This window comes from Altererythrobacter epoxidivorans, from assembly GCF_001281485.1.
GTDB lineage: Bacteria > Pseudomonadota > Alphaproteobacteria > Sphingomonadales > Sphingomonadaceae > Erythrobacter > Erythrobacter epoxidivorans.
In genome coordinates, this window is record NZ_CP012669.1 from 679,382 (window position 1) to 695,873 (window position 16,492).

Genomic DNA, 16,492 nt, shown 5'->3' on the forward strand with positions numbered 1-16,492 from the left:
AGAAAATAAGCGGGCGCATCACATGTTACATATACCGGGGCGGAGGAATTCCGCGCCCCTATCAACATATTATCAATCATTCAGGCGTAGTGGGGCCTCATGAGCGCCACACTATCAACCTTTCTCGGCCTGTTTTTCAAAGCAGGCGCCGTCGCGATCATCTTCAATGAAGTGCGCGGCGTGATCCTCGCGGTTCCGGTCCTGTACGCCATGTACGAATCCGGCGGTTCCGCGATGGCGATCTGGCTCGGTTTCTGTTCGCTCGCCGGTATCGCTCTATCGGTCATCGTGCCGATCTTCGCAGCGCGAAAGCTCGAACGTTACGCCCAAGCCAAACTAGCCAAGCGTACCGCCGCGACGGCCTGAATGATCAAGCCATTACGCGTTGCTCGATGATCGCGAGCACATTGCGCTCGACATCTCCGAGCATCCGGTCGCCCCACCATCCGAAATACCAGCTGAGCCGGCTGCGCATGCGATAGTGCGTGGTCAGGGTTAGACGTGTCTTGCCGTCGGCCATAGGCGTCAGGTGGTATCCGCCACCGACGATTTTCAGCATCTCGCCATCGGGCGATACATGGCGATCGGTGTGATCCTGCACGGAGGTATCGGGGAAGGCGAAACGCCATTTCATGCTTTCGCCAGGCCGAATTTCGGTAACGATCTCCTCGAACCGGATATGTTCGCCCCAACGCGCCTTGCGGACCAGTTTGCCATCGCGCTCCACGAGGTGCGCATCGCTCGGCCGCGGGATCCCCAGCCAGTCGTGCGTAAAGGTGTTCATGCCTTCGCCGGGATCGATGTCGGGTATCGACGACAGCATCGGCCAGACTTCTGCAGCCGGCGCAGCAAGCTCGATGCTGCGCGTGACATATGCGTCCTGCCATGCGGGCGGAGCCATCTCTTCTGCATAGATCATTGCAAAGGGAAGCGCGGCCAGCGCGATGACGTTCGTGCGATTGCCTGGCTCGGACGGTTCTCCCTCGCGGCTTGCGGCATAGCGCCAGAACAGCGCCACAGCGCCTCCGCCGAGCGCCGCGACGAACCAGAACGGCATGACCATGGCGATGCAGACCATGCCTTCCAGCCCTAGCTGGACCAGCACTATTGCGCCGAAACCCAGGGCAACGGGAGGAACAAGGCATCCGACCGGGGAATAGCGGCCGAATGCTAGAGTGAAGATCGCGCCAACCGAGAAAGGCAACAGGAAGAGTGCGCCGAACCCAGCGTATACATTCTCTGCAAACCCGCCGAACACCAGGACCAGGAATGATCCGAGGGCGAGGAGGATGAGAAACGTCCCGAGTTTTTCGTCGCTCGCCCTTTGATCGGGTGACCTTTCCTCAGCCAGCCTTCAGTTCCTCTGCGAGAAGCTTGAACTCGTCTGCCCGGGGTGAATTCTTGCGCCAGATCAGCGCGATCTCGCGCTTTGCATTCGCCGATTTGAGCGGGCGGGCGACCACGTCGGTTCCGTTGAGAATGCCGGCATTGAGCGCCATTTCGGGCAGCATCGTCAGCCCAAGATCGTTGTTCACCATCTGCACCAGCGTGTGCAGCGAAGTGCCGATCATGGTCGCGGACGCCCGCAGTTCCGGCCGGTTGCAGGCCGAAAGCGCGTGCTCCTTCAGGCAGTGACCATCCTCGAGCAGGAGCAGGCGCCCCTCGTCGATCATGGATGGCGGGATTTGGTCGGGGGGATCGCGCGGGTCGTCCTTTGGAAAGGCGACGAACAGCCGGTCGTCGGCGATGTGGGCGCTTTCCACCTCCCCGGTGTTGAACGGCAACGCGAGTAGCACGCAATCCACGCGCCCATGCTGCAAGGATTCGACGGCATCCTGGCTGGTTTCCTCGCGCAACAGCAGCTTCAGTTCGGGGCGTTCCTTCCTCAGGCGAGGCAGGATGTGCGGCAGCATGAAAGGCGCGATCGTCGGGATAACGCTCATCCGGAGCGTCCCGGAAAGGGGTTTGCCCGCAGCCTGGACGAGGTCGGACAGTTCCTCAGCCTCGCGCAGCAGGCGGTGCGCCTTCTCGACCACCTGTTCGCCCAGCGCCGTAAACCGGACGACACGGCGGCTGCGTTCGACCAGCGTTACCCCCAGCAGCGATTCCAGCTCGCGAATGCCTGCCGAAAGGGTCGATTGCGAAACGAAGCAGCTTTCGGCAGCGCGACCGAAATGGCCGTGCTCGTGCAGCGCGACGAGATATTGCAGCTGCTTGATCGTCGGGAGGTAAGTACTCAAACCGTGTCCTTATTCGGCTGCCTGCGTCATCTGTTCGGGCATGTCGTCGATGTGCGTCATATTCAGCTTGCCGTCCTTTACCGCGAAGGCGAGCCGGCCTTCGACCAGTTCCAGTGCGTCGCGGCCGAACACTTCGTAGCGCCAGCCCTGCAGCACCGGCAGATCGCGGATGCCAGCTGCCAGCGCTTCCATTTCTTCTGCCTTGGTCAGCAAGCGGGCAGCGACATCGATTTCCCGCGCCCTGATCTTGAGCAACAGCTTGAGCAGGTCGGCAACAAGTGCGCCTTCCTTGCCCAGCGGTGCGCCACGCTTCATCTTTTCGGGCAGTTCGTCCTTGTCGAGCGGTTCGGCCTTTTCGAGCACTTTCAGCAGGCGCTTGCCGATGTCGTTGTCCCTCCAGGCGCTCGAGAGACCGCGAACCTTGGCGAGGTCTTTCTGCTGCTTGGGCGGATGGCTGGCGATATCGGCCAGCGTTTCGTCGCGCATGATGCGGCCGCGTGGGATATTCTTGTGCTGCGCTTCGCCTTCGCGCCATGCGGCCAGCGCCTTCAACCGGCCGAGGACCTGCGGGTTGCGCCCGGGCGAACGGATCCGGCGCCATGCCTGGTCCGGATCGATGACATAGTTCGAAACGTCGGCCAGCTTGTCCATTTCGGCATCTAGCCAAGCGCCGCGATCGGTCTTGATCAGCTTTTCGAGGATCTTCGGAAAGATTTCGGAAAGGTGCGTGACGTCACCGATGGCATATTCGATCTGGCGATCGGTCAGCGGGCGGCGGCTCCAGTCGGTGAAACGCGCACCCTTGTCGATGGTGAAGCCCAGCCAGCTTTCGACGAGGTTGGCATAGCCGATCTGTTCGGACTGGCTAATCGCCATCATCGCGATTTGCGTATCGAAAATGGGGTGAGGCGTCTTGCCGGCGAGATTGACGATAATCTCGACATCCTGGCCACCCGCGTGGAAAACCTTGAGCACGTCCTCGTTGTTGCACATCAGGTCCAGCAGCGGGGTCAGGTCGATGCCATCTGCCAGCGGATCGATCGCTGCAGCCTCTTCCTCATTGGCAATCTGCACGAGGCAGAGTTCCGGCCAATAGGTGTTTTCGCGCATGAATTCGGTATCGACCGTCACGAAATCGGATTTCGCGAGCCTCTCGCAGAGTTCCTGAAGCGCCTCGGTCGTGGTAATCAGATCATGTATTTTCATTTGTCTTTTCGTCTTTATCGGGCGGAGTACCGCCCCCGGGCCGAAGCCCATTTGAGGTCAGGTGCCTTGACAAAGTCACCCTCTTCCCCTGTTAGCGCGCGCGTTACCCGCGCAAGGGTCGCACGCCTTTCGATGGGCGCGCCCTTAGCGCCATAGCTCCGAAATTGGAAAGTTTTTAGATGCACGCCTATCGTACCCACAATTGCGCACAGCTATCCGCCGAAAACGTCGGTGAGACCGTCCGCCTGTCGGGGTGGATCCACCGCAAGCGCGACCATGGCGGTGTCCTCTTCATCGACCTTCGCGATCACTACGGCATCACTCAGATCGTCGCGGACGAAGATTCGTCCGCTCTCCCGGTACTGGAAAAGCTGCGTGTCGAATCGGTCGTGACGATCGATGGCACTGTGAAGGCGCGCACACCCGAAACGGTGAACAAGGATCTGCCGACCGGCGCGATCGAAGTTTTCGCTCGTGAGATCACGGTGCAGAGTGCAGCCGAAGAACTCCCGATGCCGGTGGCCGGTGAGCAGGAGTATCCGGAGGACATTCGCCTCAAGTACCGGTTCCTCGACCTGCGCCGCGAAACGCTGCACAAGAACATCATGACCCGCGTGGCCGTGGTGTCCGACATGCGCCAGCGCATGGCTGCAGCGGGCTTCAACGAATTTTCGACCCCGATCCTGACGGCGTCCTCGCCCGAAGGCGCCCGCGACTTCTTGGTGCCGAGCCGCATCCACGCAGGTAAGTTCTACGCGCTTCCGCAGGCACCGCAGCAGTACAAGCAGCTGCTGATGGTCGCCGGTTTCGATCGCTATTTCCAGATCGCACCGTGTTTCCGCGACGAAGATCCGCGTGCCGACCGCCTGCCGGGCGAATTCTACCAGCTCGACCTCGAAATGAGCTTCGTCACCCAAGAAGAAGTCTGGGATACGATGGAGCCGGTGATCGCAGGCACATTCGAAGCCTTCGCCAATGGCAAGCATGTGACGGCGGCTGGCAGCTTCCCGCGCATTCCGCATGCAGAGGCGATGCTCAAGTACGGCAGCGACAAGCCTGACCTGCGCAACCCGCTGATCATTACCGATGTTTCGGATCACTTCACGCAGTCGGGCTTTGGCCTGTTCGAAAAGATCGTCGGCACTGGCGGCGTGGTCCGTGCGATTCCGGCGCCGGGCACGCATGAAAAGAGCCGCAAGTTCTTCGACGACATGAACGATTGGGCGCGGAAGGAAGGCTTCGCAGGTCTTGGCTACGTCACCCGTAAGGGCGGCGAATTCGGCGGTCCGATCGCGAAGAACCACGGCCCCGACAACATGCAGAAGATCTACGACGAGCTTGGCCTCGGCGAGAATGACGGCCTGTTCTTCGCAGCCGGCAAGGCGGCTGATGCTGCGAAGCTCGCCGGTGCTGCACGTATCCGCGTTGGCGAACAGCTCGACCTGATCGACCAGGACCGGTTCGAGCTGGCTTGGATTATCGACTTCCCGTTCTACGAATATGACGAAGACGAGAAGAAGGTCGATTTCAGCCACAACCCGTTCTCGATGCCGCAGGGCGGAATGGACGCCCTGGAAAACCAGGACCCGCTGACGATCAACGCCTATCAGTACGACCTCGTCTGCAACGGTTACGAGATCGCATCGGGCTCGATCCGTAACCACAAGCCGGAAACCATGGTGAAGGCGTTCGAAATCGTCGGCATGTCGAAGGCAGATGTGGAAGAACAGTTCGGCGGGATGTACCGCGCATTCCAGTACGGTGCGCCGCCGCACGGTGGCATGGCCGCCGGTGTTGACCGCATCGTGATGCTGATCTGCGGGGCGCAGAACCTGCGCGAAATCACGCTTTTCCCGATGAACCAGAAGGCGGAAGACCTGCTGATGGGCGCGCCCAGCGTTCCCGAACTCAAGCAGCTTCGCGAGCTTCACCTGCGTGTGGTCGAGCCGCCGAAGAAGGAAGGGGAGGGCGCCTGAGCTAACGCTTACTGCACCCTATCCTCTTGCGCTTGCCCGATCCCTTGATTAGGGCAAATGTCGAATTTCCAAGAACCCCAGAGTAGAGGGAAAATTATGAGCGATACTGCCGACCGCGTGCAGAAGATTGTCGTCGAGCATCTCGGCGTTGAGGCTGACAAGGTCACCCAGGAAGCCAGCTTCATCGACGATCTTGGCGCAGACAGCCTCGACATCGTCGAGCTGGTGATGGCATTCGAAGAAGAATTCGGTGTCGAAATCCCCGACGATGCGGCTGAAAAGATCGCAACCGTCGGCGATGCGACCAAGTACATCGAAGAACACAAGGGCTAAGGCCCACCTTACAGCCCCGTCGCCCTGAGCTTGTCGATGGGCTGTTTTGATGCTGGCCGGTTGGCGCATCAGGATAAGGGCTTCGACAGGCTCAGCCCTATGGGTTGGGCCTGTTTTCTTTGCTGGAGAAGATAATGCGTCGTGTAGTTGTTACCGGACTCGGACTTGTCACCCCGCTCGGGGGAGACGTCGAAACGAGCTGGGCCAATCTCATTGCCGGGAAAAGCGGCGCGGGACCAATCACCCGTTTCGACGCATCCGATCAGAAATGCCAGATCGCCTGCGAGATCAAACCGGCAGATCATGAATACGGCTTCGATCCCGACAAGCGCGTCGACCACAAGGTCCAGCGCCAAGTCGATCCATTCATCGTCTATGGCATCGATGCCGCCGGACAGGCGCTCGAAGATGCCGGTCTTACCGAAATGGATGACGACCTGAAAATGCGCACCGGCTGTTCGATCGGTTCGGGTATCGGCGGTCTTCCCGGCATCGAGAGCGAATCCATCGTTCTCCATGAACGTGGCCCTGGCCGCGTCAGCCCGCACTTCGTTCACGGGCGCCTGATCAACCTGATCAGTGGCCAGGTCTCGATCAAATACGGCCTGATGGGACCGAACCACGCTGTCGTGACTGCCTGTTCGACCGGGGCGCACTCGATCGGCGATGCAGCGCGCATGATCAAGGACGGCGATGCCGACGTCATGCTGGCCGGCGGTTCGGAATCGACCGTCAACCCGCTCGGCGTCGCAGGCTTCGCGCAGGCCCGCGCGCTCAACATGAGCATGAACGACCGTCCGACGGAAGCCAGCCGCCCCTATGACAAGGACCGCGATGGCTTCGTGATGGGCGAGGGTGCCGGTGTCGTCGTGTTGGAGGAATACGAGCATGCCAAGGCGCGCGGCGCGAAGATTTACGCCGAAGTCGTAGGCTACGGCCTTTCGGGCGATGCCTATCACGTCACCGCCCCGCATCCTGAAGGCAAGGGTGCTGAGTTGGCTATGCGCATGGCGCTCAAGAAAGCCGGAATGGAGCCGGGCGATATCGATTACGTGAACGCCCACGGCACGTCGACGATGGCCGACACGATCGAACTCGCTGCGGTCAAGCGCGTGCTGGGCGACGATCTGAATGGCGCTTCGATGAGCAGCACCAAATCGGCGATCGGTCACCTTCTGGGTGGCGCAGGTGCCGTTGAAGCCATCTTCTGCATCCTTGCGATGCGCGACCAGATCGTGCCGCCGACGCTCAACCTGCACAATCCGGACGAGGGTACCGAAGGTGTCGATCTTGTTCCGCTCGTCGCAAAGAAGCGTGAAGTGAACGCCGTGCTGAACAACAGCTTCGGTTTCGGCGGAACCAATGCCAGCCTCGTGATGAAGAAGGTCGACTGATCGTGAAACGGCGCGGCTGCCTCGTCGCGGCCATACTCGCACTCGTCCTTGTCGCCGGTGCTGTCTTCGCTGGTGGCATGTTCGGTTCTGCGACGGTCGAGGAAGATACGCCGTTCATCATTCCTGCGGGTTCTTCGCTGACCACTGTCGCGAACAAGCTGGAGGAAGAAGGGCTCATCTCGTCGGCCAACGGCTTCCTGCTGCGGGCCAAGCTTCTTGGCGGCAACGATCCGATCCAGGCGGGCGAGTTCGCGCTCGCCAAGGGCATGAGCCAGGGCGAGATGCTCGAGGCGTTCCAGTCTGGCGATGTGATCCGCCGCTTCGTCACCATCCCCGAGGGTTGGCCTTCGATCATGGTGTTCGAAAAGCTGATGGCCGAGCCTTTGCTGACGGGCGAAATCGATGTCCCACCGGAAGGGTCGCTCCTGCCCGATACCTACGATTTCGAGAGGGGCGAAAGCCGCCAGGCCGTGGTCGAACGGATGCAGGCAGCGATGGACAAATATCTCGCCGAAGCCTGGGCGAAACGTAAGCCCGGCATTGCGGTTGACACCATGCGCGATGCGCTCATCCTCGCTTCGATCGTCGAGAAGGAGACCGGCAAGCCGTCTGAAAGGCGGATGGTCGCCGGCCTTTATTCCAACCGGGTAAAGCAGGGGATGCTCCTGCAGGCGGACCCGACGATCATCTACCCGATTACCAAGGGCAAGCCGCTCGGTCGTCGGATCAGGCAGTCCGAGATCGCGGCGGTCAACGACTATAATACCTACACCATGGTGGGCTTGCCCAAGGCGCCGATCACCAATCCCGGACGCGAAAGCATCGCGGCCGTGCTCGACCCTGCCGCGACAAGTGCGGTTTACATGGTCGCCGATGGAACCGGCGGCCACAAATTCGCCGAGACACTCGACGAGCACAATGCAAACGTATCGGAATGGTATCGCCTGCGCCGTCAGCGCGGCGAAATGGAATGATCGATAGGGAGAGGGCGGCATTTCCGGCAAACCGCTGATCCTGACCGCACAACTTCCCCGTGACCTGCATGCATGGGCGACAGCGCTGAGGAACGAACATTTCCCGCCCGAGCGCAACTATCTCGAAGCTCATGTCACGCTCTTCCATGCCATTCCGCAAAGTTGCGAGGATGAACTGAGCGATCTCTGCAAGGCGATCGCCTCGCAATACGAACCCGTGGAAGCGCGCCTTGAAGGGCTGATGTCGCTCGGCCGTGGTACCGCGCTCAAACTGGCCAGCGACGGTATCCTGCGGATCAGGGACCGCATCGCGGAGCATTTTACCGGCATGTTGACAGGTCAGGACCAGCACAGGCCGCGGCTGCATGTCACTATCCAGAACAAGGTGAGTCCTGGCGAGGCCAAGGCGCTGCTGAGTACACTGGAGGGGACTATCCAACCGCGCAATTTCGCCTTCCGCGGGTTGTCGCTCTTCCATTATGTCGGCGGCCCATGGGACCATGTCCGGGACTTCGCCTTTCGAGGGCGTGAAAGCGCGTGATAAGGTGTTGACCGGGACGTAACCGCGCCCTAAATGCGCCGCTCGCTCGCGGCGTTTGGTCCCGCGAGAGCCCTCATGGGGCGGAGTAGCTCAGGTGGTTAGAGCAGCGGAATCATAATCCGCGTGTCGGGGGTTCGAGTCCCTCCTCCGCTACCAGGCATGCTGGGAAGCAACGCCCAACAATGCACAAAGCCTTTGACAAGCGCACAGTAGTCAGGCCCCTTCCCTCTAAACGGGGGGATTACCGATGCAAGAAGACAAGCGACCGCCGCGAGTGGTAGGGCCTGTGGGCGCTACCTTGATGAGCGTCAATGGCATGATCGGCGCAGGTATCTTTGCCCTCCCGGCCATACTCTATTCCGAAGTAGGAAATTTCGCACCTTGGCTTTTCCTGATATTCGGAGTCCTGTTCAGTGCTAGTATTTTTATCTCGGCGCGACTTTCCAACATGTTCCGCGCTTCGGGTGGTCCGCAATTGTGGTGCCAGGCAGCTTTTGGGCCGTTCGTAGGCTTCCAGATCGGCTGCGTGTTGGTCGTCGCCATGGCAGCGGGGAGAGCGGCGACACTCTACGTTCTCGTGTCCTACCTTTCGGTCATCTTTCCTGTCTTTGACCGACCGATTGCTCGTGGTCTTGCGCTCGCATTCCTGTTGGCTGCACTGACTATCCTCAATCTATCCGGCATGAAGAACGGCGTAGGTGGGCTGGCAGTAGGCACTTTGCTCAAGATCAGTCCGATCCTGGTGTTATGCGTGGTGGCTCTCGCCTCAGGCGGGATTGCGAGAGAGTTCGACATGCCGAGTTTCGGCGCGTTCGAAAGCGTAGCGCTGTTGGTCTATTTTGCTTTTTCGGGCGCCGCCAGCTCATCGTATGCAGCTGGCGAACTCAAGAACCCGCGCCGCGATCTGCCAGTGACGATGGTGGGGTCGCTCGGTGTGATCATCGTCTTCTACATGGCTGTGCAATGGGCCTACATCGCCGCGGGTGCGCCGAAAGGCGATGGCGACGCGACACCCCTTGCAAGCGCCGCCGCAAATGTCATGGGAGAAAGCGGCGCGCTACTGCTAAGTCTGGCCGCTATATTCTCCATCGCGACGAACTCGCTCAGCTACTTCATAGTTGGGCCAAGGGTGATTTTTGCGATGGCCTATCGTGGCTTGCTACCTGCACCCTTCGCGCAAGTCTCCCCACGCTTTCAGACGCCTGACCGCGCAATTCTGCTGTTTTCGGCGCTGGTCGCGCTACTGCTTGCGAGCGGAGCCTTCACCTTTCTCGCGACCATGGTTTCCTTGGGAGCTCAACTCGCCTGGTTGGTCGTTGCTGCGGCCTTTGTGATCCTGATGCGCCGTTCTGACGAGCGGCACGACGGTTATCTCGCCGCCTATTGGTGGCCCATTATAGCGGTCTCAGTCGCTTTCGGGGTGTTCACGATCATTCAAGCCCCTGCAAGCGCCTTTGCCCTTTTGGTGGCGCTATTGGTCGCCGGCACTGCGCTCTATTTTATTGCACGGCGTGGGGCGGTAGACACTCCTGAACCAGAGTTCGATTGACGGAAAGACCCCGACGCTGAGACGCACTTTGATCCAAGTTTTCTGAGTGCGTTTCTTAGCGTTGATCCGAACGAATAAGCATCGAGCCGTCCGCGTGTCGGGGGTTCGAGTCCCTTCTCCGCTACCAAATTTCTCATCGAATTTGTCAGAACGCAGCGCTTGCCATAGTCTCCGCATCGGGTCGGGGAGATTGGCAATGAGAGCCTTATCAATACCTTTTGCCCTGTCTGCTGCGCTATTAGCTATTTCTGGGCTTTCCGCTTCCGCACATGAACGACCGGAACTGGCTTTGGAAGAAGCGCGGGTCGATGCCATGCAGATCGCGGCAACTGATTTCATTGCCACCTTGGATGAGCGGCAACGCGCCCAGGTTGTCTCGACTATCGATGACGTGAATGCCCGAACTAAATGGTCAAATCTTCCCATCAGCATGGCGCCGCGTGACGGGCTTGCTGTCGCTGACATGACGGTAGCCCAGAGAACGGCATTTCACGCGATGATTGCAGCGGCGTTGTCCAGCCAAGGTTATCTCAAAACGACCACTATCATGTGGCACGAAGACGTCCTTCGATCCATGGTCGATTCGATGCTGGCTGAGATGGAGGACGATGATCCTAACAAGGCCAATGCGGCTTCCTTCGCTGAGAACTATGACGCCGAAAAATTCTTCGTGAGGGTTTTTGGTGATCCGGCTGATGAAGAGTGGGGGTGGCTTTTGACCGGTCACCATTTCGCGGCAAGCATCACGGTATCACATGGCAGGATCGCGTTTGTGCCATTGTTTCTCGGAGCAAGCCCACAGGTTGTCCCTGAAGGTCGCTATGCCGGATGGCGGATTTTGCAACACGAGGCCGATCGCGCGCTGGCACTACTAGGCACCCTGCGTCCAGATCAGTTGGAGTTGGCCTTGGTTGGCGCGGAGGTCGATGAGAGCGTCTTCGCTGGCCCGGGAATTCAAAGCAATTCCAGAACGCACTATGGCATCGCTGCTTCAGGGTTGGACCCGTTCCAAATGAGCCTTCTTGACGATCTCTTGGACGAATACCTTGGAGATGCATCGAACGAGGCAGCCGCACGCCAACGCGCAGCAATCGAGGCTGATGGAATGGATGCGCTCCGTTTCGCCTGGTGGGGACCAACCGACCAGCCAAGAGGTCGATATATGTTCAGAGTGCAGGGACCATCTGTTCTTATCGACTTTATTCGCGAGAAATCGCCGGATGGCGGTTTCAATCACGTGCACTCGATCATGCGTGACCCATCGAATGACTATGGGGCGAAGTGGCTGCAGAGGCACTACCAGGAATCTCATCCAAACTAGGTTGTGTCACACTCCGCGTGCCGAGTGTTAGAGTCCCTCCTTCGCTACCTGATTCCATTCACTTCGTTGAATAGAGCAAACGGCCCGGACCGAGCCGCTCGAGGACTTCCGCGATCTTGCCTCGTTCAAAGGCGAAGCAACCGAGACTGCGGCCGACGCGCCCCTGCGTTTCGGCCATGGCACCATCGACATATTCGGCACCATGAATGACGATGGCCCTATCCCAGGCCAGATCGTTCTCTTCGTCCAGTCCTTCAAGCCGGCGCGATTTGCCGTGCTTTCCGACATAGGTGTTTGCGGTGAGGAAGCTGCCAGAAGAGGATGCATTCGATCCGGGGCGATTGGAGAAGTGCTGGACCAGACCAGTGTTCTCTGGATCGGACCCGCGACCGTGCGACACCAGGTATGACTCCTCTATCGCGCCCATCTCGACATTCACGATGTGAAAGCGTGGCTGGCCCGAATTGAGGCCGTAATCGGCAACCGCGATCCTGTCGCGAAACGGTATTCGGCTGGCATGGCCGGCAAGAGCGTCCAATGCGCGCGATATGGCTGGCGGCACTTCGGGCAGCGAATGGGGGATTATCGAAGCCGGCCTGGCCGCCGGATGGGTTATCGACGATGGGGACGATGTCAGTATGCTGGCACCTAAAGACACCCCGCCGCCAATAAATTGACGCCTGCTGATTGTCATGTTGCGATCCCTTTGTAACACTCAAGATATTGGGATTCGAAGGGCGTGAAGCAAGTCGAGGGACTGGAATGGACCGTTTGCTGAGAAATTTCATGGCCTTGCTCGGCCTCTTCATGATCGTCTCGGGACCGGTGGCGGCCCAATCGCTAGTGCCCGGCTGGACCAGCTCCGACATCTCGCGGCTCAAAGTCTGGATTTCTGCGGCACCGGAGGATGCGCTGCCGGTGCTCGATACGCGCAAACTCGATCAGGCGGTCGCATCCGGGGGCGCACCCATGGCTTCAGCGGAAGCCCGTAACCTCGCCCTGAAGCTGGCTGAAATGCATCTCGTCGGAAGGGCAGGGGCATCGGAAAAGCGCGGCTGGAACATCGTCGATACCGACAGTGTCGCCGGACTATCGCCCATGCTCGACCATGCCCTTGCGGACGGTACTCTAGACACATTTTTTGCGATGCTACGCCCTGCGCATGCCGAATATTCGGCGCTCCGCGCAGCTTATGCCAAGGAAAGCGATCCGGCACGGCGCCTTGCGATTGCACGGAACATGGAACGCTGGCGCTGGATGCCCAGATCGCTCGGTAGCGACTACGTCCTGGTCAACACGGCCAAGTTCGAAGCCGATCTGTGGCGCGGCGGAGAGAAGGCAGGGAACTGGCGAGTCATCGTGGGCAAGCTGTCCACCCCCACGCCGGTATTCGATGCGACGATCACGGGGGTAATCCTCAATCCCTGGTGGGAAATCCCCGACAGCATTGTCAGGGAGAGCGTAGGTTCTCTCGTGCGGCGGAACCCGTCGCTCGCACGGGCACGGGGTTATGTCTGGAGCGATGGCCGATATCGTCAGAAGCCCGGGCCGAACAATGCGCTTGGCCAGATGAAACTGGTGATGCCGAACCGCTTTTCGGTCTTCATGCATGACACTCCCAACAAGGACCTGTTCAACAAGGAGGTAAGGGCGTTCAGTCACGGCTGTATCCGCACGGGCGATGCCATCGGCTATGCCGCGACACTGCTCGAGGGCGTGAAAACACGTGAAGAGGTGGACGCGATCGTAAAGGCCGGGAAGACCACCCAGATCGATCTTTCGACTCCCCTGCCGCTTTATATCGCCTATTTCACTGCGGTCAGCGATGGGCGGGGCGGTGTCGAACTGCTGGATGACCTCTACGGAAGGGATAGCCGGATCCGCGAGGTCGCCGATGCAACTGGCGAGGCCGTTCATATGGCCGCCTCCGGTTGCGTCATGACCGGCGCCGAAGGCTGAACTAGGCAAGATTTAGCCCGGGCATTCGTCAGCGCTGTGCATGGGTTCATGCCCAAATCTGGCGCGACTGCACCGCTCGCGATAACCAGGGCTATGGCCAAGCTCTATTTCTACTACGCCAGCATGAACGCTGGCAAATCGACGACCTTGCTGCAAGCGGACTTTAACTACCGCGAACGCGGAATGCACACGATGCTGTGGACCGCCAAGCTGGACGATCGGGGGGAGCAGAAGGCGATCGAAAGCCGCATCGGCCTGGGTGCGGATGCGCATCGATATGACGCCAACACGGATTTGTGGCAGGAAATCGGCGCGGCCAACAAGGTCGAACCGCTCGATTGCGTCCTGGTCGACGAGGCGCAATTCCTGACCAAGGATCAGGTCTGGCAACTGGCCCGCCTAGCTGACGAGGGCGGGATCCCGGTGCTTTGCTATGGCCTCAGGACGGACTTCCAGGGCGAACTGTTTCCCGGCTCAGCCGCGCTCCTGGGCATTTCCGATGCGCTCGTGGAACTCAAGGCTGTCTGCCATTGCGGACGCAAGGCGACGATGAACCTACGCGTCGATGAAAGCGGCGCTGCCGTTTCGCAGGGCGCTCAGACCGAAATCGGGGGTAACGACCGTTACGTGGCCCTGTGCCGCAAGCATTTCAGCCAGGCCTTGGCGGGCTAAATCGTCACACCGAGCGACAACTTTGCAGTTCCGTTAAAGCAATCGGGAGGCGGTCGCTGCGCAGCAGGTCGACAGCCGGGTCGATCACGCTCGGCTCGCGAATTTGAGCGTCTGATCTGGCGGTTGGCGAAGACAGCACATATCTAGGCGATATGAACGAAACTCTTCTGCTTGCGGCCTTGCTGATCCCTTCGCTGATCATCGCAATCGTCTTTCACGAAGTTGCCCACGGGCTGGTCGCCAGCTGGCTGGGCGATCCTACTGCACGCGAACAGCGGCGTCTCAGCCTCAACCCGCTGCGTCATGTCGATCCCGTCGGTACCTTGCTCGTTCCGGGGTTTCTCGCCTTGGTGAGCGGACCGATCTTCGGATGGGCCAAACCGGTGCCCGTCAGGAAGGATCAACTGGATAATCCGCGTTATGGAATGATGGCAGTTGCTGCTGCCGGCCCTGCAACCAATTTCATTCTCGCGGCCATCGGTGCAATCGTCCTCGGGCTTGCTGCGAACGACATCGGCCTCGCGATCGGTGAAGAACCGGGCCTGCTGGCTCAGGGTCTGTTCTACTTCATCCTGATCAACATCTTCCTCGGCGTTTTCAACCTGTTGCCCATTCCGCCTTTCGACGGGTCGCACATTGTCGAAGGATTGATGCCGCGCCGATATGTGCACCTGTACGAAAAGCTTCGCCCGTTCGGCATGCTGCTGTTCTTGGGGCTGATACTGTTGACCTGGTTCGCGCCCGGGCTCGGCGTGCTGGAAAACACGATCGGCCAGCCCGTCGATTGGGCGCTGCGCAAATATCTCGGTCTGGCCGACGCGATCGCCGGTTAGGTCCTGGCGCTGAACCAGTCGGCAACGCGTTCCTGACCTTCGGCATCGATGTGCAGGCCCAGCTTGCTGCGGCGCCACAGGACATCTTCGGCGCTGGCAGCAAACTCTTCTTCCACGAGGTATTGAAGCTCTGCTTCGTAGAGCGTTGCACCGAAATGCTGGCCGAGATCTCCAGCATCTGCCGCTGATCCAATGATGCGATCGATCCGCGTGCCATATGCCCGCAACAACCTGCGCACGCCCTCAGGGTCGAACCACGGATACTGCGCCATCTTTTCGGCAAAGAAGCTATCGAACCGCGCCGGATCGATGTCGCCGCCCGGCAGGCAGGCATCCGCGGTCCATGACCTGTCTTCAAAGCCGCCGATCTTTTCCAGCGCGTGTTCTGCCAGCTTGCGATAGGTCGTGATCTTTCCGCCGAATATCGACAGGATCGGAGGCGCGCCGTCCTTGTCGTCGAGTTCGAAGACATAGTCGCGTGTCACGGTCGAGTTGTTGCCGGAATTGTCCTCGTACAGCGGACGGACGCCTGAATAACTCCAGATTGCCTGTTCAGGCGTGACGTCGACGCTGAGGTATTCGTTGATTGCATCGCAGATGTAGCGGGCTTCCTCGCTCGAAATCTCCACCTTGTCCGGATCGCCGGTGAACAGGGCATCCGTGGTGCCGACCAGCGTGAAGTCGTGTTCGTATGGGATCGCGAAGACGATGCGGTTGTCCTTGTTCTGGAAGATATAGGCGTGACGCCCTTCGTAGAGCTTGGGGAAGACCAGATGGCTTCCTTTCACCAGTCGCAGGTTCTGGTGCTTAATCCCCGGGATCGCATTGTCGAGAACGCCGTCGACCCACGGGCCTGCGGCATTGATCACGATCCTGGCGGTAACCCGCGCATCGCCCTGCTCGCCATGCAGCATTGCTGTCCAATGCGTGTCGCCGCGCAACAGGCCGGTGCACTCGGTGCGGGTACGGATTTCCGCGCCACGTTCGCGCGCATCCATCGCGTTCAAGACCACCAGTCGCGCGTCTTCGACCCAGCAATCCGAATATTCGAACCCCTTGATCAGACGGTCCTCGAGTATTTCGGCATGCGGCAACTGGCGCAGATCGACCGTCCTTGTCGGCGGCAACAGCTTTCGGCCGCCCAAATTGTCATAGAGAAACAGGCCAAGTCGTAGCATCCACTTGGGCCGCAACCCCTTGTCATGCGGCAGCACGAAGCGCAGCGGCCAGATAATGTGCGGCGCGATCTTCAGCAGTCGCTCGCGTTCGATCAGGCTTTCGCGCACCAGGCGAAATTCGAAATGTTCGAGGTAGCGCAGTCCGCCATGAACCAGCTTCGTCGATGCGCTCGAGGTGTGGCTGGCAAGGTCGTCCTTCTCGACCAGCAATACCTTCGCCCCGCGGCCCGCTGCATCGCGCGCGATCCCTGCGCCATTGATACCGCCACCGATGATGAGAAGGTCGTAATCTGCGCTCATTCAATGGGGCATGGCG

The 16,492-nt window shown here is 59.7% G+C and carries 16 protein-coding genes and 1 tRNA gene; 12 read left to right on the forward strand and 5 right to left on the reverse strand.

Annotated elements, in window-relative coordinates; all coding sequences use genetic code 11:
* Positions 1–99: 99 nt before the first annotated feature.
* Positions 100–366 carry a hypothetical protein gene (locus AMC99_RS03505; RefSeq protein WP_061922842.1) on the forward strand — a complete coding sequence of 89 codons (267 nt, stop codon included), beginning with the start codon at positions 100–102 and terminating at the stop codon, positions 364–366.
* A 4-nt stretch (positions 367–370) separates the two neighbouring features.
* Here AMC99_RS03505 and AMC99_RS03510 read toward each other — a convergent pair whose 3' ends face one another.
* From AMC99_RS03510 to rnd, 3 genes are all read right to left on the reverse strand, one after another.
* Positions 371–1,204 (reverse strand): SRPBCC family protein, encoded by an 834-nt coding sequence (locus AMC99_RS03510; protein ID WP_157058244.1) that lies wholly within the window; start codon positions 1,202–1,204, stop codon positions 371–373.
* A 139-nt stretch (positions 1,205–1,343) separates the two neighbouring features.
* The gene (locus AMC99_RS03515) at positions 1,344–2,240 is read right to left on the reverse strand and encodes a LysR substrate-binding domain-containing protein (protein ID WP_061922848.1); all 897 of its coding nucleotides are present in this window, start codon (positions 2,238–2,240) and stop codon (positions 1,344–1,346) included.
* Between the two features lie 9 nt (positions 2,241–2,249).
* The gene (gene rnd, locus AMC99_RS03520; protein ID WP_061922850.1) at positions 2,250–3,446 is read right to left on the reverse strand and encodes a ribonuclease D; all 1,197 of its coding nucleotides are present in this window, start codon (positions 3,444–3,446) and stop codon (positions 2,250–2,252) included.
* Positions 3,447–3,625: 179 nt separating this feature from the next.
* Between rnd and aspS the strand changes: the two genes are divergently transcribed.
* The 8 genes from aspS (at position 3,626) to AMC99_RS03560 (ending at position 11,534) form a co-directional block, all read left to right on the forward strand.
* Positions 3,626–5,422 (forward strand): aspartate--tRNA ligase, encoded by a 1,797-nt coding sequence (gene aspS, locus AMC99_RS03525; protein ID WP_061922854.1) that lies wholly within the window; start codon positions 3,626–3,628, stop codon positions 5,420–5,422.
* Positions 5,423–5,518: 96 nt separating this feature from the next.
* Positions 5,519–5,755 (forward strand): acyl carrier protein, encoded by a 237-nt coding sequence (locus AMC99_RS03530; protein ID WP_057883643.1) that lies wholly within the window; start codon positions 5,519–5,521, stop codon positions 5,753–5,755.
* 134 nt (positions 5,756–5,889) lie between these two features.
* Positions 5,890–7,149, forward strand: a complete 1,260-nt coding sequence (gene fabF, locus AMC99_RS03535; protein ID WP_061922857.1) for a beta-ketoacyl-ACP synthase II — start codon at positions 5,890–5,892, stop codon at positions 7,147–7,149.
* A gap of 2 nt (positions 7,150–7,151) precedes the next feature.
* Positions 7,152–8,123 (forward strand): endolytic transglycosylase MltG, encoded by a 972-nt coding sequence (gene mltG / locus AMC99_RS03540; protein ID WP_061922860.1) that lies wholly within the window; start codon positions 7,152–7,154, stop codon positions 8,121–8,123.
* An 85-nt stretch (positions 8,124–8,208) separates the two neighbouring features.
* Positions 8,209–8,664 (forward strand): 2'-5' RNA ligase family protein, encoded by a 456-nt coding sequence (locus AMC99_RS03545; protein WP_338021465.1) that lies wholly within the window; start codon positions 8,209–8,211, stop codon positions 8,662–8,664.
* A 79-nt stretch (positions 8,665–8,743) separates the two neighbouring features.
* Positions 8,744–8,820, forward strand: a tRNA-Met gene (locus tag AMC99_RS03550).
* 91 nt (positions 8,821–8,911) lie between these two features.
* Positions 8,912–10,213, forward strand: a complete 1,302-nt coding sequence (locus AMC99_RS03555) for an APC family permease (RefSeq protein ID WP_083440072.1) — start codon at positions 8,912–8,914, stop codon at positions 10,211–10,213.
* Between the two features lie 196 nt (positions 10,214–10,409).
* Positions 10,410–11,534 carry a DUF3500 domain-containing protein gene (locus AMC99_RS03560; RefSeq protein ID WP_083440073.1) on the forward strand — a complete coding sequence of 375 codons (1,125 nt, stop codon included), beginning with the start codon at positions 10,410–10,412 and terminating at the stop codon, positions 11,532–11,534.
* Positions 11,535–11,592: 58 nt separating this feature from the next.
* On the opposite strand, the gene AMC99_RS03565 is transcribed toward AMC99_RS03560, so the two are convergent.
* Positions 11,593–12,072, reverse strand: a complete 480-nt coding sequence (locus tag AMC99_RS03565; protein ID WP_232301496.1) for a murein L,D-transpeptidase catalytic domain family protein — start codon at positions 12,070–12,072, stop codon at positions 11,593–11,595.
* A 224-nt stretch (positions 12,073–12,296) separates the two neighbouring features.
* Between AMC99_RS03565 and AMC99_RS03570 the strand changes: the two genes are divergently transcribed.
* From AMC99_RS03570 to AMC99_RS03580, 3 genes are all read left to right on the forward strand, one after another.
* A complete protein-coding gene (locus AMC99_RS03570; RefSeq protein ID WP_232301497.1) occupies positions 12,297–13,493 on the forward strand; it encodes a L,D-transpeptidase family protein in 1,197 nt (398 codons plus the stop codon).
* Between the two features lie 93 nt (positions 13,494–13,586).
* Positions 13,587–14,165 carry a thymidine kinase gene (locus AMC99_RS03575; RefSeq protein ID WP_061922872.1) on the forward strand — a complete coding sequence of 193 codons (579 nt, stop codon included), beginning with the start codon at positions 13,587–13,589 and terminating at the stop codon, positions 14,163–14,165.
* Between the two features lie 152 nt (positions 14,166–14,317).
* Positions 14,318–14,998, forward strand: a complete 681-nt coding sequence (locus tag AMC99_RS03580) for a site-2 protease family protein (protein WP_061922876.1) — start codon at positions 14,318–14,320, stop codon at positions 14,996–14,998.
* Here AMC99_RS03580 and glpD read toward each other — a convergent pair.
* Complete coding sequence (gene glpD / locus AMC99_RS03585) at positions 14,995–16,476, reverse strand: glycerol-3-phosphate dehydrogenase (RefSeq protein ID WP_061922879.1); 1,482 nt, start codon at positions 16,474–16,476, stop codon at positions 14,995–14,997. The genes AMC99_RS03580 and glpD overlap by 4 nt on opposite strands.
* Positions 16,477–16,492 lie beyond the last annotated feature (16 nt).